Source organism: Massilia sp. CFBP9012 (assembly GCF_034045115.1).
In the GTDB taxonomy this organism is placed as follows: domain Bacteria; phylum Pseudomonadota; class Gammaproteobacteria; order Burkholderiales; family Burkholderiaceae_D; genus Telluria.
The window spans coordinates 134969-157975 of sequence record NZ_JAXCWM010000004.1 but is presented as its reverse complement, the minus strand read 5'-3'; the positions used below and the strand labels follow the sequence as shown (position 1 = coordinate 157975).

At 64.8% G+C, this 23007-nt stretch carries 19 protein-coding genes; 2 read left to right on the top strand and 17 right to left on the bottom strand.

The window, feature by feature from the left end:
* Positions 1 to 82: 82 nt before the first annotated feature.
* The 7 genes from SOM61_RS07780 to SOM61_RS07750 form a co-directional block, all read right to left on the bottom strand.
* Positions 83 to 1024, bottom strand: coding sequence for a LysR family transcriptional regulator (locus tag SOM61_RS07780; RefSeq protein WP_320473550.1), 942 nt, complete (start codon positions 1022 to 1024; stop codon positions 83 to 85).
* Between the two features lie 55 nt (positions 1025 to 1079).
* Positions 1080 to 2030, bottom strand: a complete 951-nt coding sequence (locus tag SOM61_RS07775; protein ID WP_320473549.1) for a glycoside hydrolase family 43 protein — start codon at positions 2028 to 2030, stop codon at positions 1080 to 1082.
* Positions 2031 to 2046: 16 nt separating this feature from the next.
* The gene (gene yjfF / locus SOM61_RS07770) at positions 2047 to 3027 is read right to left on the bottom strand and encodes a galactofuranose ABC transporter, permease protein YjfF (RefSeq protein WP_320473548.1); all 981 of its coding nucleotides are present in this window, start codon (positions 3025 to 3027) and stop codon (positions 2047 to 2049) included.
* Positions 3024 to 4118 carry an ABC transporter permease gene (locus tag SOM61_RS07765; RefSeq protein ID WP_320473547.1) on the bottom strand — a complete coding sequence of 365 codons (1095 nt, stop codon included), beginning with the start codon at positions 4116 to 4118 and terminating at the stop codon, positions 3024 to 3026. Before SOM61_RS07765 ends, yjfF begins: the two co-directional genes overlap by 4 nt.
* Positions 4115 to 5638 carry a sugar ABC transporter ATP-binding protein gene (locus SOM61_RS07760; protein WP_320473546.1) on the bottom strand — a complete coding sequence of 508 codons (1524 nt, stop codon included), beginning with the start codon at positions 5636 to 5638 and terminating at the stop codon, positions 4115 to 4117. Before SOM61_RS07760 ends, SOM61_RS07765 begins: the two co-directional genes overlap by 4 nt.
* 7 nt (positions 5639 to 5645) lie before the next feature.
* Entirely contained in the window at positions 5646 to 6617 is a 972-nt protein-coding gene (locus SOM61_RS07755) for an ABC transporter substrate-binding protein (protein ID WP_320473545.1), read from the bottom strand.
* A gap of 144 nt (positions 6618 to 6761) precedes the next feature.
* Complete coding sequence (locus SOM61_RS07750; protein WP_320473544.1) at positions 6762 to 7739, bottom strand: ferritin-like domain-containing protein; 978 nt, start codon at positions 7737 to 7739, stop codon at positions 6762 to 6764.
* Between the two features lie 241 nt (positions 7740 to 7980).
* On the opposite strand from SOM61_RS07750, the gene SOM61_RS07745 reads away from it, so the two are divergent.
* Together SOM61_RS07745 and SOM61_RS07740 are read left to right on the top strand one after the other, a co-directional pair.
* Positions 7981 to 8568, top strand: a complete 588-nt coding sequence (locus tag SOM61_RS07745) for a sigma-70 family RNA polymerase sigma factor (RefSeq protein ID WP_320473543.1) — start codon at positions 7981 to 7983, stop codon at positions 8566 to 8568.
* Positions 8565 to 9269 carry an anti-sigma factor gene (locus tag SOM61_RS07740; protein ID WP_320473542.1) on the top strand — a complete coding sequence of 235 codons (705 nt, stop codon included), beginning with the start codon at positions 8565 to 8567 and terminating at the stop codon, positions 9267 to 9269. The genes SOM61_RS07745 and SOM61_RS07740 overlap by 4 nt, the downstream gene beginning before the upstream one ends.
* A gap of 10 nt (positions 9270 to 9279) precedes the next feature.
* On the opposite strand, the gene SOM61_RS07735 is transcribed toward SOM61_RS07740, so the two are convergent.
* The 10 genes from SOM61_RS07735 to SOM61_RS07690 form a co-directional block, all read right to left on the bottom strand.
* A complete protein-coding gene (locus SOM61_RS07735) occupies positions 9280 to 11625 on the bottom strand; it encodes a glycoside hydrolase family 127 protein (protein WP_320473541.1) in 2346 nt (781 codons plus the stop codon).
* A complete protein-coding gene (locus SOM61_RS07730) occupies positions 11622 to 12641 on the bottom strand; it encodes an arabinan endo-1,5-alpha-L-arabinosidase (RefSeq protein WP_320473540.1) in 1020 nt (339 codons plus the stop codon). The genes SOM61_RS07735 and SOM61_RS07730 overlap by 4 nt, the downstream gene beginning before the upstream one ends.
* A 1-nt stretch (position 12642) precedes the next feature.
* Positions 12643 to 14190: an alpha-N-arabinofuranosidase gene (locus tag SOM61_RS07725; RefSeq protein ID WP_320473539.1), complete on the bottom strand. Its 1548-nt coding sequence runs from the start codon at positions 14188 to 14190 to the stop codon at positions 12643 to 12645.
* Positions 14191 to 14229: 39 nt separating this feature from the next.
* The gene (locus tag SOM61_RS07720) at positions 14230 to 16146 is read right to left on the bottom strand and encodes a glycoside hydrolase family 97 protein (protein ID WP_320473538.1); all 1917 of its coding nucleotides are present in this window, start codon (positions 16144 to 16146) and stop codon (positions 14230 to 14232) included.
* A gap of 152 nt (positions 16147 to 16298) precedes the next feature.
* A complete protein-coding gene (locus SOM61_RS07715) occupies positions 16299 to 17054 on the bottom strand; it encodes an SDR family NAD(P)-dependent oxidoreductase (RefSeq protein ID WP_320473537.1) in 756 nt (251 codons plus the stop codon).
* 55 nt (positions 17055 to 17109) lie between these two features.
* A complete protein-coding gene (gene araD1 / locus SOM61_RS07710; RefSeq protein WP_320473536.1) occupies positions 17110 to 18102 on the bottom strand; it encodes an AraD1 family protein in 993 nt (330 codons plus the stop codon).
* Between the two features lie 46 nt (positions 18103 to 18148).
* Positions 18149 to 19891, bottom strand: coding sequence for an IlvD/Edd family dehydratase (locus SOM61_RS07705; protein ID WP_320473535.1), 1743 nt, complete (start codon positions 19889 to 19891; stop codon positions 18149 to 18151).
* 195 nt (positions 19892 to 20086) lie between these two features.
* Positions 20087 to 20968: an SMP-30/gluconolactonase/LRE family protein gene (locus tag SOM61_RS07700; RefSeq protein ID WP_320473534.1), complete on the bottom strand. Its 882-nt coding sequence runs from the start codon at positions 20966 to 20968 to the stop codon at positions 20087 to 20089.
* On the bottom strand, positions 20965 to 22020 hold the full coding sequence (locus tag SOM61_RS07695; RefSeq protein ID WP_320473533.1) for an aldose epimerase family protein: 1056 nt from the start codon (positions 22018 to 22020) through the stop codon (positions 20965 to 20967). Before SOM61_RS07695 ends, SOM61_RS07700 begins: the two co-directional genes overlap by 4 nt.
* Positions 22021 to 22045: 25 nt before the next feature.
* Positions 22046 to 22996: a glycoside hydrolase family 43 protein gene (locus SOM61_RS07690; RefSeq protein ID WP_320473532.1), complete on the bottom strand. Its 951-nt coding sequence runs from the start codon at positions 22994 to 22996 to the stop codon at positions 22046 to 22048.
* Between the last annotated feature and the right edge of the window lie 11 nt (positions 22997 to 23007).

The following is a 23007-nucleotide window of genomic DNA, read 5'->3' as shown; positions in this document are numbered from 1 at the left end:
GTTGGCGATTATATAGAGCAAATTGATTGGGCTGCGCTCGTTACACATCTGTGACTTTTGGTGGTTGTATCGGTGACACAATTCAGTAGATTTCGGCGGCGGCGGCCCGTACGGCCTTCAGCAGCAGGTCGGCGCCCGGCGACAGCAGGTGGTCTTGCTGGCGGATGATGCCGAACGCATCCATCTTGCACGGCAGCTCGATCGGCAGGATGCGCATCACGTTCAGCGAGGCGTAGTACTGCGCCACCTCCTGCGGCATCACATGCAGGGCGTCGGTCTGCTGCAGCAGCGCTGTCACCAGCAGGATCGCCGTGGTATCGACCACGTTGCCGGGTGGCGCCAGGCCGGCGCGCCGGAACATCATGTCGAAGCGGTGGCGCAGGATGCTGCCCGGCGACGGCAGGATCCACGGCCGGGCCGCGATATCCTCCAGGCTCAGGCCGCGCCGCTCCAGCAGCGGATGACCGGGCCGGACGACGGCGCAGGCCGGCTCCTCGCTCAGCTCCTCGTAGATCAGACCCGTCGAATCCTCCTTGTCCAGGATGCGGCCAATCATGAAGTCGAGGGTGCCGTGCTTGAGCTTGTCGAGCAATACATTACTCGATTCGAGCTGCACGCCGATGCGCAGCAGCGGCGCCTGCTCCTTGATGCGCGCGATCGCGCGCGGCAGCAGCGCCATCGCCGGCGCCATGATCACGCCCACCTCGACCTGCCCCGCCAGCCCGGCCTTGAGCGCGACGATGTCGTCGTGCGCCAGCGCCAGGCTGGTGAGCGCCATGCGCGCGTGGCGGATCATGGTCTCGCCGTAGATGGTCGGCTCCATCCCGCGCGGCAGGCGCTCGAACAGGCGCACGTCGAGCATCTCTTCCAGGTCCTTGACCTGCTTCGATGCCGCCGGCTGCGTCATGTGCAGCTCTTCGGCCGCGCGGTGGATGTTGCGGTAATCGTCCAGCGCGATCAGCAGCAGCAACTGGCGCGTCTTGAGGCGCGCCTTCAGGAACCAGTTCGGGTTTGTCGTATCCATCAGGAAATCATATCAGCGTGGATGACGACCCGGCGGTGTTCACGCGAGGCGGCGCTCACTTGCAGCCCGGCGCCGGATTCGCAGCCGGGCCTTCGGCCGTCTGCGGCACAGGGAGGATGGCGCCGTCCGGGCCGTAGCGCAGCTCCTCGACCGCGACCGAGCGCCGGTATTCGCCGCCCGTGGGTAGCTTGCCGTTATGGTAGAAGATGTACGACTTGTTATTGAACTCGACGATGGCCTGGTGGATCGTGTTGACGTTGGTGTTCTTCTTCATGATCACCCCGCCCATGGTCCAGGGCCCGGTGGCCGTGGGGCCGGTCATGTACACCGTCTCTTCCGGGAAGTGGCGCGAGTAGGTCAGGTAGTAGGTGCCCTTGTGCTTGTGCAGGTAGGCCGCCTCGACGAAGTGTTCCAGGCCGACGGTGTGGATCGGGCCATCCAGTTCGACCATATTCGCTTTCAGCTTCGCGTACTTCATGACCGTGTTGCCCCAGTACAGATAGGCCTGGCCGTCGTCGTCGATGAACACGGCGGGGTCGATGTCGTCCCACAGGATCTTCGTCTGTTTCGTCATGTCGTTCGAGACCAGCGCCTTGCCGAGGGCATCCACGAAGGGACCGGTCGGGCTATCGGAGACGGCGACGCCGATCGCCTTGCCGGGAATGGTGGCGTGATCGACGGTCGAATAGAAATAGTATTTGCCGTCCCGCTTGACGATGTCCGAGGCCCAGGCATCGCGCCCGGCCCATTTGAAGGTCGAGTAGCGCAGCGGCGAACCGTGATCAAGCCAGCGCTTCATGTCGCAACTCGAATACACGCGCCACTCGTTCATCACATAGTCCTTGCCGCCGACCGGGGCTTCGTCCTTGCCGACGTAGACGTAGACGCGGCCGTTGTCGACCAGCGCTGCGGGATCGGCGGTGAAGATGTCCTTCACGATCGGATTGCCGGCATGCGCGCAGGCTGCCGCGCACAGGCCGGCGGCGAGGATGGTGTGCTTGAACATCGTGTCTCCGAGTGTCTTATTTTGATTTGAAGGCCATCACGCGCTGCACGACGCAAAACACGAACAGCAGGCCGCCGATCACGATTTTGGTCCACCACGAACTGAGCGTGCCGTCGAAGGCGATCAGGGTCTGGATCGTGCCCAGCACCAGCACGCCGGACAGCGCACCAAGGATGTAGCCGTAGCCGCCGGTAAGCAGGGTGCCGCCGATGACGACGGCGGCGATCGCATCGAGTTCCGTGCCCTGCGCGTGCAGGCCGTAGCCGGACAGCATGTAGAACGCGAACAGCAAGCCCGCCAGCGAGGCGCAGAAGCCGCTGAAGGCATACACCAGGATCTTGGTGCGACCGACCGACAGGCCCATCATCGCGGCCGATTGCTCGTTGCCGCCGACCGCATACACGGCGCGCCCGAAGCCGCTGTAATGGGCAAGCCAGACCGCGCAGGCCAGCATGGCGAGCGCGATCAGGGCCCCGGGCGAGAGAAAGCCGCCAAAGAACGGGATCTGCGTCTGCGACATCGCCACGAACAGCGGATCCTCGATCGTGATCGACTCGATGCTGATCAGGTAGCACAGGCCGCGCGCCAGGAACATGCCGGCCAGGGTGACGATGAAGGGCTGCAGGCGAAAATAATGAATGACGGCGCCCATGCCGCCACCGAACACGAAACCCAGCGCCAGCACGGTGGCGATCACCGCCAGCGGCGGCCAATGCGCCACCTGCAGCAGCCAGGCCGCGATCATGGTCGATAGCGCCAGCACGGCGCCGACCGACAGGTCGATGCCGCCCGACAGGATCACGAAGCCCATGCCGATCGCGATCACCAGCAGGAAGGCGTTGTCGATCAGGAGGTTGAGCATCACCTGCAGCGAGAGAAAACCTTCGTACAGGGCGCCGCCGACCAGCAACATCGCGGCCAGAAGGAAGACCGTGACCAGCGAGGTGAAGGATGGCGCGCCTGACAGCTTGCGTGCGTGCGCGACGACCGCGTTCATGCCGCCCTCCGCTTCCACAGGCTCTTGAACTGGTCCGACTGCGAAACACAGACCAGGAACACGACGACCGACTTGACGACCATATTGACCTCGGGCGGCACGCCCAGCGAATAGATGGTGTAGGTGAGCGTCTGGATGATCAGCGCACCGATGATGGAGCCGGCCAGGCTGAACTTGCCGCCGGCGAGCGAGGTGCCGCCCAGGGTCACGGCCAGGATGGCGTCGAGTTCCAGCATCAGGCCGGCGTTGTTGGCGTCCGCGCTCTTGACGTTGGAGCTGATCATCAGGCCCGCCATGCCGGCGCAGCACGCCGCGAACACGTAGACGAACACGATCAGGGCCGCGGTGCGGATGCCGGCCAGGCGCGCCGCAACAGGATTCACCCCAACAGCCTGGATGAACAGCCCGAGCGCGGTATGGCGCAGCAGCAGCGCGGTGACGCCGAATACCGCCGCCACCACGAACAGCGCGAACGGCAGGCCGAACAGGTAGCCGCTGCCGAGGAAGAAAAAGGGTTGATAGTAGACGGTGACGATCTGGCCGTCGGTGAGCAGCTGGGCCAGGCCGCGCCCCGCCACCATCAGGATCAGGGTCGCGACGATCGGCTGGAGGCCCAGGCCGGCGACCAGCGCGCCGTTCCACAGGCCGCACAGCAGCGCCGCGCCAAGGGCGGCGGCCATCGCCAGCAGCATCGGCGTCTCGGCCACGTAGACCGGCACGCCGTCCTGGATCACCATCGTCCCGCCAATCAGCATCGAGGCCACGGTGCCGGACAGCGCCACCACGGCGCCGACCGAGATGTCGATGCCGCGCGTGGCGATCACCAGGGTCATGCCGATCGCCGCCAGCATCAGCGGCGCGGCGCGGTTGACGATGTCGACCAGCGAGCCGTACAGGTGACCGTCCTTGATCTCCAGGCGGAAGAAGCCGGGGATCAGCAGGAAGTCGATCAGCAGCAGCGCGGCCAGCGCGGCCAGGGGGCGGAACAGGTGGTGGGCCAGCGCCCGCGAGAGCAGCGAGGCGGGAATGGGAGCGACGGGTTTCACAGCCGGCGTGGCCGCTGCCACGGGCGGTTGTTCCTTGACGATCATTGGCAGCCCTCCCCTGCGATCACGTGCAGCACCGAGCTGTCGTCCAGCTCACCGCGGCGGTACTCGCCACAAGCCTTGCGGTCGCGCATGACGACGATGCGGTCGGAGACGCGCAGCACCTCGGGCAGTTCGGACGAGATGAACAGGATGGCCATGCCCTTGCGGCACAGCGTGGTGACGTAGTCCATGATTTCCTGCTTGGCCCGCACGTCGATGCCGCGCGTGGGTTCGTCAAGTATCATCAACTTCGGCTCGGTGACCAGCCAGCGCGCCAGCAGCACTTTTTGCTGGTTGCCGCCCGAGAGCGTGCCGATCGGCGTTTCGATGCTCGCCGTCTTGATCCCCAGTTGTTTGACGTAGTAGTCGGCCAGCTCCTGCTGGCGCCGCAGCGGGATCGCGCGCAGCAATCCCTGGCGCGCCTGCAGGGCCAGGATCAGGTTCTCGCGCACCGACAGGTCCAGGATCGCGCCCTCGTGCTTGCGGTCTTCGGAGCAAAAGCCGATGCCCTCGCGAATCGCATCGCGCGGCGTGGCAAAGGTAGTTGAACGGCCGCCGATCTCGATCGCGCCAGCGTCGGCCTTGTCGGCGCCGAACAGCAGGCGCGCGGTCTCGGTGCGGCCGGAACCCAGCAGGCCGGCAAGACCCAGCAACTCGCCCTGCCTGATGGTCAGGTCGAGCGGCGCCAGCACGCCGCGGCGCGCCAGTTCTTTTGTTTGCAGCAGGGTCGGGCCGGCCTGGTGGCCTTCTTCGATGCAGGTCTGCGGCTGCTCCTGGCTGTCGGCGGCCACGCCGATCATCTTGTTCACCAAGGCCAGGCGCGACAGCTCGCTGCACAGGTATTCGCCTTCGCGCTCGCCGTTGCGCATCACGGTGATGCGGTCCGAGATCGCATAGGTCTGCTCGAGGAAGTGGGTGACGAACAGGATCGCCATGCCCTGCTCGCGCAAGTTCTTCAACACCGAGAACAGCAGTTGCACCTCGGCTTCGTCGAGACTGGACGTGGGTTCGTCGAGGATCAGCACCTTGGCCGAGATGTTCAACGCGCGTGCGATGGCCACCATCTGCTGGATCGCCAGCGGATAGCTGGCCAGCGGCTGGCTGACGTCGACGTTGACCTGCAAACGTGCCAGCAGCTCGGCGGCATCGCGGCGCATGCGGCGCCAGTCGATCATGCCGAAACGGCGCGGATAGCGTCCGATGAAGATGTTCTCGGCAACCGACAGGTTCGGGCACAGGTTCACTTCCTGGTACACCGTGCTGATGCCGAGATCCTGGGCGTGCTGGGTCGAGCGTGGTTCGATCCGTTCCCCATCCAGCACGATGCTGCCGCGCTCCGGCTGGTAGACGCCCGTCAGCACCTTGATCAGGGTGGACTTGCCGGCCCCGTTCTGGCCCATCAAGGTATGCACTTCGCCGGGATACAGGCGCAGGCCCGCATCCGACAGCGCTTTCACGCCCGGGAACTGTTTGTGGATGCCGGAGACGTCGAGCACCGGCAGCGCCGTGGTCGAGGCGAGCATGGCCGCCTCAATATTTGCGGTTCGGGAATTCCTTGGCTGCGACTTCGGCCGGGAAGACACCTTCTTGCACCACGATGCGCTTCGGCAGCGGCTTGCCGGCCTTGGCCGCCTTGGCCGCTTCCATCAACTGCGGGCCGAGCAGCGGGTTACATTCGACGGTCACGTTCAGCTTACCCTGCAACATGGCCTCGAACGCGCCGCGCACGCCGTCGATCGACACGACCAGGATGTCCTTGCCGGGCTTGATGCCGGCTTCCTCGATCGCCTGGATGGCGCCGATCGCCATATCGTCGTTGTGCGCGTACAGCACGGTGATGTTCTTGCCCTCGGACTTGAGGAAGGCTTCCATCACTTCCTTGCCCTTGGCGCGGGTGAAGTCGCCGGTCTGGGAGCGGATGATTTTCAGGCGAGGTTCGGTCTTCATGATTTCCGCGAAGCCGGCCTTGCGGTCGATGGCCGGGGCCGACCCCACGGTGCCCTGCAGCTCGACGATGTTATAGGCGCGGTTCGGGTTCTTCTTCGCGTGTTCCACCAGCCAGCGCGCGGCGCGGCGGCCCTCTTCCACGAAGTCGGAACCGAGGAAGGTGACGTACAGCGACTGGTCGCTGACCTTGACTCCGCGGTCAGTCAGGATGACGGGGATATTGGCGCGCTTGGCTTCGCGCAGCACGGTATCCCAGCCGGATTCCACGACCGGGGAGAAGGCGATGACGTCGACCCGCTGGGCGATGAAGGAACGGATCGCCTTGACCTGGTTTTCCTGGCGCTGCTGGGCGTCGGCGAATTTGAGGTTGACGCCGGCCTTTTTGGCGGCGTCCTTGATCGAGGCGGTGTTGGCGGTGCGCCATTCGCTTTCGGCGCCAACTTGCGAGAAGCCGATGGTGAGGGGTTTGGCGGCGAAGGCGGTGGCCGGCGCGATTGCGGCGGCCACCGTCGAGGCGACTGCAGCGCCCAGGACGTTCCTGCGGGTGAGTCTCATCACTTTGTCTCCGGTATTGTTGTTCTGCAATCCTAGGACAAAGCGAGATACTGATCCAATCAATTTTTTGAGAGTTGCGATATGTTTTTGAATATCGATCGCGACCTGCCCCTGTGACCGGCGGGCAGGTCCTCCGGTCACGGCTCAGGAATATGCCGAGCTCATATTCAACACCCCATTCGCCCCGCGCGGGAAGAACCCGCCCATGGTCACCGACTCCCTGGTCAGATAAACGATATTGAGCACATCGCCCGGCGTGCGGCTGAAGGCAATGCCGTCCTTGTCCAGCGGTACGATGTTCGACACGGTCGCATCCGACGCGTGCACGATGCCCTGGTCCACATCGCTCGTCCCATCGAGGCTGTCGCGCGCATCCGAGATCGCGCCGGCCGCGGTGCGCAGCGACGGCGTGCTCAATCCCTTCGAGTACAGCACCGTGCGCACCAGCCCCGCGTGGTAGGCCTCGGCCGCCAGGATGCCGGCCGCCGCCTCGAGGAAGGTTTTGTTCTGGATGAGCGGCGACGCGCCCTTGTAGGCGGTCACGCCGACGTCTTCGAAGATGAAGGCGCCGAGCAGGAAGTTTTCATCGCTGGCATACGGGTCGAAAGCGACGCCCGGGCCGACCAGGCCGGCCGCGCGCGCCGCGCTCGAGAACGCGCCGTTCGGATCGGTGCCGCCGATGTCCAGCGCCGGCTGGGCCACCGCCGCCGCGCCGAGCGCGCCGCGCAGGAATGCGACGTGGGCGATCTCGTCCTGCGCGATTTCCTTCGCATACTGGGCCACCAGCGGATCCTTGAACTGCACCTGGCGGCCGCCGGTCACCGCACCCTGCGTACCGGCGCCGGTCAGCAGATTGGCCGGAAGGCCGACACCCAGCGCCGCATACGAATAGAACTGTGCCTCCAGGTACTCGAGATTGAGCGCGAAATTGAGGATGTCGACATCGGTCGGCGCCGCAGCCTGGGCGATGGCGTCCTTGACCGAGCCGCCGCAGGCGCTCAGGAAGGTGCCGCCCACCATGCCGACGCTGATGCCGCCGACATTCTTGAAGAAGGATCGCCGTTTTTCGAGCTTCTGCTTGCGTGATTCGAGTAGTGCCAAGGTCACATTCGTGTCTGTCATGGTAGTTCTCCTGTTGGTATAGCAATCAAGAAACTTCGCCAGCGCATGCTTGAGAATTTCAAACAGGAAATCTGCTTGAGACCGGCGACACAGCGCATGCAGCTTGTACTCGCGCCAGCTGCGTTCGGTTTCAACTATTTGACGACACGCGCGGCCGATCGCGTGCGCGTGCTCGGCGATAGCGCGTGATATTGTCGAAACAAGCAGATTTCTTTCCAACGCGCTAACGTCAAGGTGCCCGGTGCCAGACTCCCACCCGATCGATCCCGAACAGCTCAGGGGCTGGCTGCAAGCAGCAGCGCGGCACGACGCGCACGCGTTTCGCCTGCTCTACGACGCCACATCGTCAAAACTGTTTGGCTTCGCGCTGCGTATACTGGGTAAGCGGGAATTGGCGGAGGAAGCCCTGCAGGATGGCTTTGTCGCGATCTGGCATGGCGCCGCCAGTTATCAGGCACACCTGGCCGCGCCCATGACGTGGATGACGACCATCGTGCGCAACAAGGCGCTCGACCTCCTGCGCAGGCAAGCGCACGATGCCGGTATCGACGGCCCGGTGTTCGACGAGCGCGTCATGGCCGCCCTGCACGATCCGCGCGCGACGCCGATCGATGCGCTGCTCATCAGCCGCGACGCCAAGGCGCTGGCCTACTGCATGTCGATGCTCGAGGGTGAGCACCGGCAAGTCGTGGGACTGGCATTCTTCCATGACCTGTCGCACAGCGAGGTAGCGATACAGATGGCCATCCCCATCGGCACCGTCAAGACCTGGATCCGACGCAGCCTGGAACGTCTCAAGGCCTGCCTGGCGAAAGGCGAACGGGCATGAAGCTGCGCGACCATCCCGCCCTGTGCGACAAACTGGCCGCCGAGTACGTCCTGGGCACGCTCAAGGGCGGCGCGCGGCGCCGCTTCGAGACCCATCTGCGCGACGACGCGGTCCTGCGCCGCCTCGTGCACGAATGGGAAGAGCGCCTGGCGCCGATGGCCGAGTTCTCGTCCCCGCACCCCGCGCCCGAGCGGGTCTGGCTGGCCATCGAACGGCGGCTTGGATTGCGGCGCCGTCACGCCGCATGGCAGTTCTGGCGCAGCGAATCGCTGGTCTTCTGGCGCACGATGGGGCTGGCCTCGATGGCCTGTGCGCTGCTTCTGGTGGGCGTGCTCAGTTCGTCGCTGCTGGACCGTCCACGGGTCGACTACCTCGCCACACTCCAGGACGACAAGGCCCGCACCGCACTGCTGCTGACCGGCGACAGTCGCCGCCAGGTGCTGACGGTGCGTCTGGTCGAGCCGGCCCCGGTCGCCGCCGACCGCAGCCTTCAACTGTGGGCCGTGCCGAAGCAAGGCAATCCACGTTCGCTGGGCGTGCTGTCCGACCGCGGCGTGATCGAACTCGGATTGAGCCGGGCGGCGATCGGCGACGACGTGGCGCTGCTCGCCGTGTCGCTGGAACCGCGTGGAGGCTCGCCGAACCCGGACGGGCCGACCGGGCCAATCCTCTACAAGGGCAACTGGGTGCGGATGCTGTAGCTGCCGCCCCTTATCTTAGTAACCGCAAGCCATACAGCCGGCCAGTCACCGAACCCGGCCTGGCGACGAAGCGCACGCTCAGCTTGCCCTGGGCGGCCTGGCGCATCGACGCGGGAATCGGATAATCCACGGTGTAGATCTGCTCCTGCGCATCCGCCGCCAGGGTGACGCTCGCCAACGGCTGGCCATTGAGCAGCACATCGAAGCGCCGCCCCGCATCTTCCCTGGAAAACGTTAGCCGCAACACCCTGGCCTCACCCTTCCGGTCGTTCAGCTCATAGCTGAACCACTTGCTCGCATGCCGCCAGTGCCGGCCGTTGTCGATCCCGGCCTCACTGCCCTCACCCTTGAAGAAGTGATCCGACTCCGGCTGCTGCTCGCCCGGCGCCACCCGATCGATGGTCCTGGCGTTGAGCGCGATCCGGTCCGCCTCGCGCGCCGCATTCGCGGCCTGCTGCGCCTTCAGGCCGCCCGGAGTCGCATGCTGCCAGTACATCGTGTAGCGCGATTCGTGCAGGCGAAAGAAGGGAATGAACTCGGTGCGCGGCCCATCCGCGCCATGGACGAGCCCCGGCGCGCTGAAGGTCAGCAGCTTGCCGGCCACCGGCTTGAAGCGGGCGATGAAATCGGTCGAATCGCTGACGAACATCGGCGCCGCCTCCAATGGGCAGGTCGGCCCCGAGGCGATATGCCCCATGCGCGAGTCGTCGGCCAGGTAATTGAGCTTGTCGTCGCCGAACATGCGCGTGCGCGCCGCCAGCACCACCGGCCCATGCAGCACGGCGTAGTAATTCGACTTGCCCGGCATCTGTTCTAGATGCGTCGTCATCGGCAGCCGCACATCGACCCGGTCGCCCTTGCGCCAGCCGCGCTCGATGGTCGCATAGCTGCCCGGCCGGGCATCGATCTTCACCGCCGCGCCATTGACCTTCACCTCCATGCGGCCCGGCGCTACCCATGCCGGGTAGCGGATCTTCATCGCGAACCGGCCGTCGCCATCGACCGTCAGGCGCGTGGTGTCGGCATCCGGGAACGTCGTGGCCTGGACGATCCTGACACCCTTCTCCTTCCAGTCCAGGGTGGAGGCGACGAACAGGTTCACGAACAGCGTGTCCTTGCCGTGCGCGTAGATGAACTCACCGTACTTGGCGTGGCTTTCGATGCCGGAGCCGACGCAGCACCACATGCCCTTGTCCACCTGCGAATACACGCGGTAGTGGTTCGGCCGCATCGGCGTGAAGTAGACGAAGCCGCCCTCCGGCCGCTGCGACGACAGTATATGGTTGTACAGCGCCCGCTCGTAGTAGTCGCCGTATGTGCCCTTCTGCTCCGACCGGAACAGCATCCCGGTCAGCTTCAGCATGTTATAGGTGTTGCAGGTCTCCGGGCCTTCGACCTCGTGCACCATGGGCTCGAAGTCGTCGGTGCTGTGGAAGTGTTCCTTGACGCTGTTGCCGCCGATCGCCACCGTGCGTTTGTCGACCACGGTCTGCCAGAAGAAGCGCGCCGCGTCGCCCATGTCCTGCCGCCCCGTCAGGTCGGCGATGCGCTTGAAGCCGATCACCTTCGGGATCTGGGTGTTCGCGTGCAGGCCGGTCAGCTGGTCCTGCCTGCGCGCCAGCGGCTGCAACACGGCCTGGTGCGAGAAGGCCAGCGCCAGGTCGAGGTATTTGCGCTCGCCCGTCATCTCGGCCACGTCGACGAAGATCTCGTTCATGCCGCCATGTTCGCTGCGCAGCATGGTCTGCATCTGCTGTGGCGACAGCTTCGAGGTCAGGCCCAAAGCCCAGTCGGACAGATGCACCAGCATGGCCTTCGCATCCTCGTTGCCGGCGTAACGGTAGGCGTCGCGCAGGCCCGCGTACACCTTGTGCAGGTTATACCAGGGCACCCACTTGCCGTTGACCGCGAAGTTATCGGCTTCCAGCTTCCCGGCCGCGATGTCGCGCCAGGCCTGGCGTCCGCCGGGAATGCCGCCGATATAGCCGTCGCCATTGGCCTGCTGCGCGCGTTTGAGCTCGGCCACGAAGTAGTTCAGGCGGCGCAGGGCTTCCTGGTCGCCGGTCGAGGCGTGCATGAGCGCCAGCGCCGACAGGTAGTGGCCGCCCATGTGGCCATCCAGGCCGGTCGACTCCCAGTTGCCGTAGCTGGGCTGGCGCGGCTGCAGGCCGGCTTCGCGCAGGAATGGCGCCAGCAGGCGGTCGGGTTCCATCGCCATCAGGTAGTTCAGGTTGGTGGTCTGGGCGTCGAGGAATGGGCCCGCTTGCAAGCGCACGGCAGACAGCGGGAACAGCTCGGCCGCCTGCGCACAGGCGCCGGCGACCATCAGGCTAAAGGCTGCGATGTGGATTTTCATTGTTGCAGGACGCTCTGGTAGCGGTTCAGGTCTTTCTGGTCGAGCATGGGCCAGCCTTCGCTATCCCATGTCATGTCGAGCACCTTCAGCTTTTGCCGGTACTTATCAAAGGTCTCGTAGGCGTGCAGCACCATATAGTCCTTGCCGTCGAAGGCATAGGCGCTGTTGTGGCCGAGCGCCTGCCAGTCGCCGTCACCCTGGATCACGAGCGAGCCGCCGCCCCTGGCCATGTCGACGCCATTGCGGTCGAGGTAGGGGCCGGTGACGCTCTTCGAGCGCCCCACCACCACCTTGTAGGTGCTGTCCCTGCCCTTGCAGCACAGGTCCCAGGACGCGAACAGGTAGTACCAGCCACGCCTGGAGAAGATGAACGGCGCCTCGATCTGCGCCGGCGCGGCTTCTTCGTCGGGCGTAAAGGCCGGACGCTCGCGGCGCGCGATCGTATGCCACTCCTGCGGCTCGGCCAGGCGGGTGCGGCTGGCGTCGAGCTTGACCAGTTTGAGGCCGCCCCAGAACGAGCCGAACGACATCCACGGCGTGCCCTTGTCGTCGTCGATCACGTGCGAGTCAATCGCATTCCACAGGTCGCGGCCCGGCACCGACTGCACCACCAGTCCCTGGTCTTCCCATTTATAGCCGGGCGCACGCGGATCCAGGGTGCTGTTGACCGTCACACCGATGGCCGAGGTGTTCTTGCCGAAGCCCGACACCGAGTAGTACAAGTAGTACTTGCCGTCATGGTGATAGATGTCGGGCGCCCAGATATGACCGTTGAAGCTCGGCGCGGCCTTGGTCGCCCACGCCGGGCCGTCCGGGAACACGCGGCCCTCCGGCTTCCAGGTCTTCATGTCGCTCGAGCTGTAGAAGGTGATGCCGGGGCCGGTGCTGAACAGGTAGTAGCGGTCCTTCTCCTTCGCCATCACTGGGTCGTGCACGCCGACCTGGGCGGCATGCGCCGCACCGGTCAGCGCCGCCGACGCCGCCATCGCTACTGCGATTGCGCGCGCGGCCTTCACATCACGCCTCGACGGCGAAGACCATCACGGCCTTGGCCGGCACCTTGATCGTCAGCTTGCCGTCGGCCGCCTTTGCGCTGAACGCTGCCGGCTTGACCGCCTGCGGCTGCTCGAAGGTGTTGTGGGCATCCATCTTCTCGGCCGTCAGCACCTGGCCCGAGACGCTGCCCACATTCAGGCCGGACACATTCAGCGCCACGTCGCTGGCGCGGGTCGGGTGCGTGTTGACCAGGGCGACATAGACCCTGCCGTCCTTGCCGCGCGCCGCCGTGGCGCTGATGCCTGGCACCGCCTTGCCATTGCTCGAATAGGCCACGTCGTTGTCGACCGCCACCGGCAGCTTGGTCGCGTCCTGGAACGGGATGTACATCTTGTAGGCGTGGTAGGTCGGGGTGAGCAGCATCTTGTCCTTGTCGGTGATGATCATCGCCTGCAGCACGTTGACCATCTGCGCGATATTCGTCATGCGCACCCGCTCGGCGTACTCGTGGAAGATGTTGAAGTTGAGCGCCGCCACCACCGCATCGCGGATCGTGTTTCGCTGGAACAGGAAGCCTGGATTGGTGCCCGGCTCCACGTCATACCAGGTGCCCCACTCGTCGACATAGAAGCCGATTTTCTTCTGCGGATCGTTCTTGTCGAGGATGGCGATGTTCTGCTTGATCTGCTGGTCGATGCGCAGGGTCTGCTGGATGGTCGAGAACCATTCCGATTCCGGGAAGCCCGTCGCGGCACCCTTCTTGTCCCACACGCCGGTCGGCAAGGTGTAGTAGTGGTAACTGATGCCGTCGGTGCCGCGCGCGGCCTCGCGGCTCAATACCTCGGTCCACCTGGTGTCGTTGTCGTTGCCGCCGCTGGCGACGATCTTCGGCCGCGCGCCCGGCGGCGTCTTGAGGAAGGTGGCGTAGTGGTTGTACAGGTGAGCGTAATACTCCGGCTTCATATTGCCGCCGCAACCCCAGGCCTCATTGCCGATGCCGAAATAGGCGACTTTATAGGGCTCCTTGCGGCCGTTCTTGCGCCGCAGTTCGGCCAGCGACGACTTGGTATCCGAAGTCATGTACTCGAGCCATTCGGCCATCTCTTGCGGGGTGCCGGAACCGAGATTGCCGTTGACGTAGGCTTCGGTGCCCAGCAGCTCGACCAGGTCGAAGAACTCATGGGTGCCGACCGCGTTGTCCTCGGCCACGCCGCCCCAGTGGGTGTTGACCTTGACCGGACGCTTGTTGCGCGCGCCGATGCCGTCGCGCCAGTGGTACTCGTCGGCGAAGCAGCCGCCCGGCCAGCGCACCAGCGGCACCTTCAGTTCCTTCAGCGCGCCGACCACGTCGTTGCGCCATCCGCGGGTATTCGGGATCCTGGAATCCGGCCCCACCCACATGCCCTCGTAGATGCCGGTGCCGAGGTGTTCGGCGAACTGGCCGTACACGTTCTTGTTGATGACCGGGCCCGGCTTGGTGGTGTCGACCGACACGCTTACCTGGGCGAAGGCCAGGGCCGGCAAGGCGGCGAGGCTGCATGCGAGGATGATGGGCTTGAGTGCTTTCACTGACGTCTCCTGGTTTTATAGTGGGTTTTATATTGGGTTTTATTTGAATACCGCGACGAAGCCGCCGCGCGGTTTGATGCTGATGCTGGTCTTGCCGGCCCGGATCGGAGCCTGGCTGAATGCGCGTTCGCCATCGCCGTCGGTGGTCAAGATCCCGCTGCGCCCCTCGATGAACGAGAGGTCGAGATCGACGTTGCGCGCTTCAGTGTCGGCATTGAATCCGGCCACATACCAGCTGTCGCCGCTCTTTCGCGCGATGACCGCATGGCGGGCCGGGTAGCCGTCGATGAGGCGCACGTCGTCCCAGCTGCGCGGCAGGTCGCGCAGCAGGTTCTTTACATACTCGGGAACGCCCGCCATGCCTTCGGGCCGCTCGGCGAAGTGCTGGATCCCGGACAGGAACAGCACCGTCTCGGCCAGCTCGAAGCCGTTGCGCGTGACGCGCTTGATCTTGGGGATGTCGCCGAACGCCAGCGGCGTGTAGTCCATCGGGTCGAACAGGTTGCGGCTGAACGGCAGCATGGCGGCGTGCGGCGGCATCGCATCCTGGTCTTTCTGGTCGAAGGTGGTGAATTCGAAGCCCTTGACCGCCTCCACCGTCATCAGGTTCGGGAAGGTGCGCGACCAGCCGCGCGGCAAGGTGGCGCCGTGGAAGTTCACCAGCAGGCCGGCATCGGCCGCGTCCTGGAGCATGTCGACGTAATAGGCGACCATCGACTTGCCGTCGCCGGCGAAGAAATCGACCTTGACGCCCTTGACGCCCATCTCGCGCAGCCGTGCGAACTCGCGCACGCGCGCTGCGCGGGTGAGCAGCGCGCCCTTCGGGCTGTAGGGCGTCTTGTTCCAGGCGCCGGACGAGTTGTACCAGACCAGGATGCCGATCTTCTTCGCGGCCGCATAGTCCACCAGCTCACGTAAGCGCTCGAAGCCGATCTTGCGGTCCCAGTCGGCATCGACCAGCGTGTAATCCCAATGCATGTCCGCGGCGTAGTCGACGAAGCGCTTCTGGGTCTCGATATAGGTGCCGTCGTCCTTGAGCAATGCCCAGCTCCAGGATGCATGGCCGGGCTGGATTTTGGCCTTGTCGAAGGCGATCGCGGGCGCCGCGAGGTCGGTTCCGAGGGTCGATTCGACCAGCGTGCGCAGGCTGCCCAGCGCGACGATGCGCCACGGTGTGATGAGATCGCCCTTTGACTCGGCCAGCAGCGCGCCGTTGGTAAACACCTCCGGCGCGGCCGGGATGTCGAGGCGGTAGACGCCGCCGCGCGAATCGGTGTGTAGGCGCGAGGCGTGGAAGCTGCCGTCCAGGTTCGCCTCCGTAAGCGCGACCCAGGTCTCGCCGGTGCGGAACAGCGCCGGGAACACCCAGCCGGCGCCGAGCGTGGATGGGGTGCCGACCGGGATCTCGCGCTGGTAATGTTCTTCGTAGGAGGGATTGGTGTTCGACCAGCCGGTCTGGGCCACCGCCATCGGCTGCAGCCAGGCTTTCGTCGACTTGTCGAAGGCGAAGCCCGTGGTCTCGCGGACGAATTTCAGGTTCTTGCCCGCGACGCGGTAGCGGAAGGCGACACCGTCGTTCGAGACGCGGAAAGTCACGTCCATCGCCTGGCCCTGGGCATTGCGCACGGTGTGGGTCTGTTCGTTGGCGCGGTAGGTGATGTGGCGTTTCTTGGCGGTGGCCAGTTCGTAGCGGTCTTCGATCGGTTTGACCGGCGAGCTGGCTGCCAGCGTCAGGCCCTGGGTCAGGTCGGCGCCTCTTACTTCAATGCCCAGGCCAGAGGGCAGGATGACGGGCTTGCCGTCGCGGGTGACGGCATAGGTCAGTGTGCCTGTTGGGGACACTGTGACGTCGACCGCGATATGGCGATCCGGGCTGGTGAGCGGTGCAGCGTGCGCATGTGCGCAGAAGGTTCCAACGACGAGCAATGCGGTGCGGGTGCGGCAATATGCAGTCATGGCAAGCTCCAGTACGTCGTACCCGCGTAGGCGGGTACCCAAGGCTGCGCGATTGGCCGGCGAAATTGGATTCCCGCCTGCGCGGGAATGACGTTGTTTGAATGAGGAGGGAACGCTAGCGTTAACGAGTCCCGCGTTTCAGCTACAGACGATCAGGTCCAACCAGCATCCACGACAAAATCCTGCGCCGTGCACATCCTGCTGTCGTCGGCGCCGAGGAACAGCACCATGCGTGCGACGTCGTCGGGCATCAGCTTGCCCGGCAGGCACTGCGCTTTCTTGATCTCCACTTCGGCCGCCGCGTCGACCCACAAGTCGACCTGGCGCTGGGTCATGACCCAGCCCGGCGTGACCGTGTTGACCCGCACGCCGAACGGGCCAAGATCGCGCGCCAGGCTACGCGTGAGGCCGATCACGGCCGCCTTGGTGGTGGCGTAGACCGGATACCCGGCGCCCTTGGCGTGCCACGACATCGAGCTGAAATTGATGATGGAGCCGCCGCCCTTCTTCTTCATCCCCGGCAGGACCGCCTGGCAGGTGAAGAACATGGGACGCTGGTTGATGGCGATGCGTTCGTTCCAGTAGTCGATCGAGACGTCCTGGATGTCATGGCGCTGGTCGTTCGCCGCATTGTTGACCAGGACGTCGAAGTCGCCCAGCTGCGCGGCCAGTTCCGCCATCGTGCGCTGCAACGCCGGGATGTCGGTGATGTCGCAATAACGGTAAACCGGGGCATCTGCCAGCCGCGCGCACAGCGCCTCGCTGGCCTGCTGCGCGATGTCGACGAAGGCGACAACAGCGCCCTGCTCCACGAAGGCCTGCACGATCGCTTCGCCGATGCCGGTGCCGCCTCCCGTCACGAATACCCGCTTGCCCCGCAGGCTGGGGTAGTTCCCCATCTGTTCCATGCTTGTCTCCATCTATTATTATTTTGCCGAGGCCTCTGCGGGCCTGCTCAAGGCATCATAAGCCCATCACCTTCACGTACGGGGCATCCAGCACCGCCAGGCGGTTGCGCAGGGCAGGACCGAAGGCCGGCGATTCGACCTCGAAGATCTCGCCCGCCTTGACCTGCACGCCGTCGGCAAAGCTCAGGGTCGCGGTACCGAAGAAGTGGACGTGCACGTCGCCGGGGCGCTTGAACAGGCCATACTTGAAGTGGTGGTACTCCAGGTTTTCCAGCGTGTGCGACATATTCTGCTCGCCGCTGACGAAGGCCTTCTCCCAGCGCACCTGGCCATCGAGGCCGATAACGCGCGACACGCCCTCCACGTGGGCCGGCAGCTCGCCGACCAGCAGCGCGGGGCCGACACCGCAGTTGCGCAGCTTCGAGTGCGCCAGGTAGAGGTAGTTCTGGCGTTCGGTGACGTGGTCCGAGAACTCGTTGCCGATCGCATAGCCCAGGCGGTAGGGCTGGCCGTCGTCGCCGATCAGGTACAGGCCGGCGATTTCCGGCTCCTCGCCGCCGTCGAGCGAGAAGGCCGGCATGTCGAGGTCCTGGCCGCTGGCGCGCAGGATCGAGCCGTCGCCCTTGTAGAACCATTCCGGCTGCACGCCGGGCGTGCCGGGCGCCGGCTTGCCGCCTTCGACGCCCAGGCGGAACATCTTCATGCTGTCGCTCAGGGCCTCCATGTCGCCGCCAATCTTCTTGTGCATGCTGTCGCGCGTGTCGGCGCTGCCCAGGTGGGTCAGGCCGGTGCCGGTGACGTAGCAGTGGGCAGCATCGGGATGGTCGACCGGTGGCAGGATACGGCCAGCCCTGGCCAGGTCGTCGTAGTCGACGTGACCGGCGCCGGCCGCCGCATCGGCGAGTTGGGCCAGGCCCTGGCCCTGAGCGATCGCGGCGCGCGCCAGTTCCAGCGTGGTGGCGTAGCCGTCGATGATGCGGATAGTGGCGTCGTTCAGGATGCCGACGCGGCGTTCATTCGATTCGGTCAGAAATTGGACGAGCAGCATGGTTCGGGTCTCCTATGTTTTTTGTGATTGGATGCTTCCCATCGACTCAATGCGAATGCTTGGGCACCGCCGAGCCGCGGCATCCCACAAGAAAATCGAAGTCGCACCCATCATCGGCCTGCATCACGTGATCCAGGTACAGCCGCTGGTAACCGCTATGCTGCACGGGCGCGGCTTTCTCGGCCCGATCCGCCAGCCGCGCGCGGATCTGCTCATCGCTCAGCTCCACATTGAGCAGGCCGGCATGGCAATCGAGCTGGATCATGTCGCCATCCTGCACGATGCCCAGCGGACCGCCGTCCATCGCCTCCGGCGCCACGTGCAACACCACGGTGCCGTAGGCGGTGCCGCTCATGCGCGCGTCCGAGATGCGCACCATGTCGGTGATGCCCTTGGCCAGCAGCTTGGGCGGCAGGCCCATATTTCCCACTTCGGCCATGCCCGGATAGCCCTTCGGCCCGCAGTTCTTCATCAGCAGCACGCAGTTCTCGTCCACGTCCAGGTCGGGATCGAGGATGCGCTCCTTATAGTGGTCGAAGTCCTCGAACACCACCGCGCGGCCGCGATGCCGCATCAGGTGCGGCGATGCCGCCGACGGCTTCAGCACCGCGCCGCGCGGCGCCAGGTTGCCGCGCAAGATGCAGATGCCGCCGTCCGCGATCAGCGGATTGTCCAGCTGGCGCACCACCTCGTCGTTGTAGATCGGCGCATCGACGCAGTTCTCCCACAGCGACTTGCCGTTGACCGTCAATGCGTCCTGATTCGGAATCAGGCCGCCCTCTCCAAGGCGCCGGATCACCGCCGGCAGGCCGCCGGCATAATAGAATTCTTCCATCAGGTAGCGGCCCGACGGCAGCAGGTCGACCACGGTCGGGGTGCCCTTGCCGATGCGGGTCCAGTCCTCGAGTTCGAGCGGCACGCCAACGCGGCCGGCGATCGCCTTCAGGTGGATCACGGCATTGGTCGAACCGCCGATGGCCGCATTCACGCGGATCGCGTTTTCAAAATTCTCGCGCTTGAGGATCTTCGAGATGCGCAGGTCTTCGTGCACCATCTCGACGATGCGGATGCCCGACATATGGGCCAGCACGTAGCGCCGCGCATCCACAGCGGGAATCGCCGCATTGTGCGGCAGCGAGGTGCCCAGCGCCTCGGCCATGCAGGCCATCGTGGACGCCGTGCCCATGGTGTTGCAGGTGCCGGCCGAACGCGAGTGTCCCGCTTCGGCCGACAGGAATTCGTGCATCGTGATGGCGCCGGCCTTGGCTTGTTCATGCAGCTGCCAGACGGCGGTGCCGGACCCGATGTCCTTGCCGTTCAGTTTACCGTTGAGCATCGGGCCGCCGGTGACGACGATGGTTGGCAGGTCGACGCTGGCCGCGCCCATCAGCAGGGCCGGCGTGGTCTTGTCGCAGCCGACCAGCAGCACCACGGCGTCCATCGGATTGCCGCGGATGGACTCCTCGACGTCCATCGAGGCCAGGTTACGGGTCAGCATGGCGGTCGGCCGCAGGTTCGATTCGCCGTTCGAGAACACGGGGAATTCGACCGGGAAGCCGCCGGCTTCCAGGATGCCGCGCTTGACGTGTTCGGCCAGCTTGCGGAAATGGGCGTTGCAAGGGGTGAGTTCGGACCAGGTATTGCAAATGCCGATGATCGGCTTGCCCTGGAATTCGTGGTCGGGAATGCCCTGGTTCTTCATCCAGCTGCGGTACATGAAGCCGTTCTTGTCTTGCGTGCCGAACCACGCCGCCGAGCGCAGCGGCGTCTTTTTCTTTTCCCCGGACATGCAGTTCTCCTGTCGATTCTTTACTGGGCGAGGCGTCCAGCCCTGGCCCATGTCTCCTGATTACTGAGAGTAATGGTAAAGATCGGCCAGATAACTTTCCAATCACATTTTTGGCGACATCGATACCGTTTTTAGTATCGATAACCACATTGGAGTGCCAGGAGAGGGAGCGGCGTCTGCCGCCCCGGGTGAAGATCAGCGGTGGAGAAAACGCGCCTCGGGCAGGCCGCGCACGTCCTGGGATAGCTGGAACACAGCACCCGACAGCGGCGCCGCATCCCGGTCGCCCGCCGTCATGCCCACGTGGGCGCTGGTGACGAACAAGGTCGATAGATCTGGCCCGCCAAACGCCGGGCAGCTCGGCTGCGGCGCGGCGAGCGACACCACCCGATCCAGCCTGCCATCCGGTGCGAAGCGCATCACCTGCCCCGCGCCCCAGCGCGTGCTCCACAGATAGCCCTCGGCATCGACCGTTGAGCCATCCGGTTCGCCCGGCGCGGCATCCGCCGCGACAAAGGTGTGCACCCGCCCGACTTCGGCGCTGCAGGGGTTGTAGTCGGCGTACAGGATGGCCTTCTTTTGGGAGTCGGCGAAATACATGCGCCGGCCGTCGGGGCTGAAGCAGATGCTGTTGGCGATCGCCGCATGCGGCAGTGGAAGCGACTCCAGCGACAGGTCGAGGTTCAGGCGATAGAAGCCGCCCACCGCACGCTTCGGATTCTCGTCCTGGTTGAACATGCCGAACACGAAGCGTCCCTGGCGGTCGCAGCGTCCATCGTTCAGGCGCGTCGATGGATTATCCGCCTCGACGTCGACGATGCGCGTGACCTTGCCGCTCGAGAAAGTGAAGAAGGCCAGGCCGGAGGCAAGCCCCAGCAGCAGGCGATCGTCGCTGCCGGTGAGCGCGAAACAGCACAGGCGCTCGGGCATCTTCCAGCTGACGGTGCGCCCGCTGGACGGCGAATGCGACCACAGGGTGGCGGCCGGGATGTCGGTCCACAGCAGCCGGCCCGTACGCTCGCACCACAGCACGCATTCGCCGAGCTCGTGCCCGGCGTCGAGCAGCACGTCCATCATGCGCCCGGCTCCACCAGGAAACGGAAGCGCGACTCGGTCTGGTACACCTGGCCCGGACGCAGGATCGTGTTCGGGAATGGCGGCTGGTTCGGCGAATCCGGGAAATGCTGCGGCTCCAGGCAGAAGCCGCTGCGGTGCTGGTAAGTCCTGCCCTTGCCCGCGAGCGAACCGTCGAGGAAGTTCCCGCTGTAGAACTGCACTCCCGGCTCCTCGGTCCACAATTCCAGCACGCGGCCAGAACCCGGATCGTACGCACGCGCCGCGCGGCTCAAGGATTTCTCCTGCGGCTTGTTGAGCACGAAGTTGTGGTCGTAGCCGCCGCCATGGCGCAGCTGCTTGTCCGGCTGGCCGATGCGCTCGCCGATCGCGCGCGGCAGGCGGAAGTCGAATGGCGTGCCCGTCACCGGCGTCAGTTCGCCGGTGGGGATCGATTCGGCGTCGATGGCCACGAAGGTGTCGGCCTCGATGCAGAGCACATGGCCGAGGATGTCGCCGTCGCCGGCCAGGTTGAAGTAGCTATGCTGGGTCAGGTTGACCGGCGTCGCCTTGTCGGTCACGGCGTGGAACAACACCACCAGCTCGTTATCGTCGTTGAGCGTATACGTGACCGTCGCATCGAGGTTGCCCGGATAGCCCATCTCGCCATCGACGCTGCGATATTGCAGGCGCAGGCTGGCGCCATCGACCATGGCCTCCCACTTGACGCGGTCGAAGCCATCCGGCCCGCCATGCAGGTGGTTGCTGCCGTTATTGACGGGCAGCTTGACCTCGCTTCCGTCGAGCGTAAAGCGTCCGTGCCGGATGCGGTTGCCGTAGCGGCCGATCAGCGCGCCGATATATGGGCTTTCGGTGCAATAGGGTTCGAGCGTGTCGAAACCCAGCACCACGTCGGCGAAGTGGCCGTCGCGGTCGGGCGCATGCAGCTCGGTGATGACGCCGCCATAGTCGATGATCTTCGCCACCATGCCTTTGGCATTGGTCAGCGTAAACTGGGTGATGGCCCTGCCGTCGGGCAGCTGGCCGAATGGCGCTTGCGTGATACCGGTTTGCACGTTGTTCGAATCCTCAATCAACACATCAATAAGTGGAAGGACGGCCGAACACCGGCATGCCCTGTTCATCCCAGCGCAGCGGTTTCACGAAGGTGTGGCGGTCCGGATTCCAGAGCGGATCGCCGACGATCTCGGTATAGGTGCGCGCATGGTAGACCAGCATGACGGTGTCGTCGTCTTCGGCATAGGTGAAGCTGTTGTGGCCCGGGCCATAGACGCCGTGATCGTAGCACGACCGCAAAACGGGCTGCGCCGACTTGGTCCACGACCCCGGGTCGAGCAGGTCGGCATCCTCGTCGGCCCACAGCAGGCCCATCGCATAATTATGGTCGGTGGCGCTGGCCGAATAGCTGATGAAGATCTTGCCGTTGCGGCGCAACACCGACGGCCCCTCATTAACCCAAAAGCCGATGGTTTCCCAGTCGTGTTCCGGCTTGCTGAGCAGGACCGGCTCGCCCTCGATCTGCCATGGCGTCTTCATCGGCGCGATATAGAGGTTCGAATTGCCTTCGATCGCGACGTCCTTCTGCGCCCACAGGTAGTACAGCCGGCCCTTGTGGGTGAAGGTGGTGGCGTCCAGGCAGAAGCTGTCGATGCCGGTATCGACCTGGCCCATGAATTCCCACTCCCCTTCCAGCGGATTGGCGTTCGTATTGCGGATCGCGTACATGCGGTGCTGGAACAGCTGGTGCCTGATCTCGCGGCTGGGGGCGGCGGCGAAATACAAGTACCAGGCGCCCTCGTTGAAATGCAGCTCGGGCGCCCATACCAGTTCGGAGTACGGGCCGGTATCGGGTTTGATCCAGGCGTCGACCGTCGGCGCGTTCGCCAGCCCGTCGATGGTGGTGGCGCGGCGCAGCTCGATGCGGTCGTACAGCGGGACCGATGCCGTGAAATAGTAATAGCCGTCGCCGTGCTTGTAGATATGGGGATCGGCGCGTTGCTCGATCAGTGGTGTCAGGATCGTCTCTGGCATGTGGTCTCTCG

Coding starts and splice junctions, on each gene's coding strand:
- SOM61_RS07780 (WP_320473550.1), bottom strand. CDS start 1,024: ATGGATACGACAAACCCGAACTGGTTCCTGAAGGCGCGCCTCAAGACG.
- SOM61_RS07775 (WP_320473549.1), bottom strand. CDS start 2,030: ATGTTCAAGCACACCATCCTCGCCGCCGGCCTGTGCGCGGCAGCCTGC.
- yjfF (WP_320473548.1), bottom strand. CDS start 3,027: ATGAACGCGGTCGTCGCGCACGCACGCAAGCTGTCAGGCGCGCCATCC.
- SOM61_RS07765 (WP_320473547.1), bottom strand. CDS start 4,118: ATGATCGTCAAGGAACAACCGCCCGTGGCAGCGGCCACGCCGGCTGTG.
- SOM61_RS07760 (WP_320473546.1), bottom strand. CDS start 5,638: ATGCTCGCCTCGACCACGGCGCTGCCGGTGCTCGACGTCTCCGGCATC.
- SOM61_RS07755 (WP_320473545.1), bottom strand. CDS start 6,617: ATGAGACTCACCCGCAGGAACGTCCTGGGCGCTGCAGTCGCCTCGACG.
- SOM61_RS07750 (WP_320473544.1), bottom strand. CDS start 7,739: ATGACAGACACGAATGTGACCTTGGCACTACTCGAATCACGCAAGCAG.
- SOM61_RS07740 (WP_320473542.1), top strand. CDS start 8,565: ATGAAGCTGCGCGACCATCCCGCCCTGTGCGACAAACTGGCCGCCGAG.
- SOM61_RS07735 (WP_320473541.1), bottom strand. CDS start 11,625: ATGAAAATCCACATCGCAGCCTTTAGCCTGATGGTCGCCGGCGCCTGT.
- SOM61_RS07720 (WP_320473538.1), bottom strand. CDS start 16,146: ATGACTGCATATTGCCGCACCCGCACCGCATTGCTCGTCGTTGGAACC.
- SOM61_RS07715 (WP_320473537.1), bottom strand. CDS start 17,054: ATGGAACAGATGGGGAACTACCCCAGCCTGCGGGGCAAGCGGGTATTC.
- araD1 (WP_320473536.1), bottom strand. CDS start 18,102: ATGCTGCTCGTCCAATTTCTGACCGAATCGAATGAACGCCGCGTCGGC.
- SOM61_RS07705 (WP_320473535.1), bottom strand. CDS start 19,891: ATGTCCGGGGAAAAGAAAAAGACGCCGCTGCGCTCGGCGGCGTGGTTC.
- SOM61_RS07700 (WP_320473534.1), bottom strand. CDS start 20,968: ATGATGGACGTGCTGCTCGACGCCGGGCACGAGCTCGGCGAATGCGTG.
- SOM61_RS07690 (WP_320473532.1), bottom strand. CDS start 22,996: ATGCCAGAGACGATCCTGACACCACTGATCGAGCAACGCGCCGATCCC.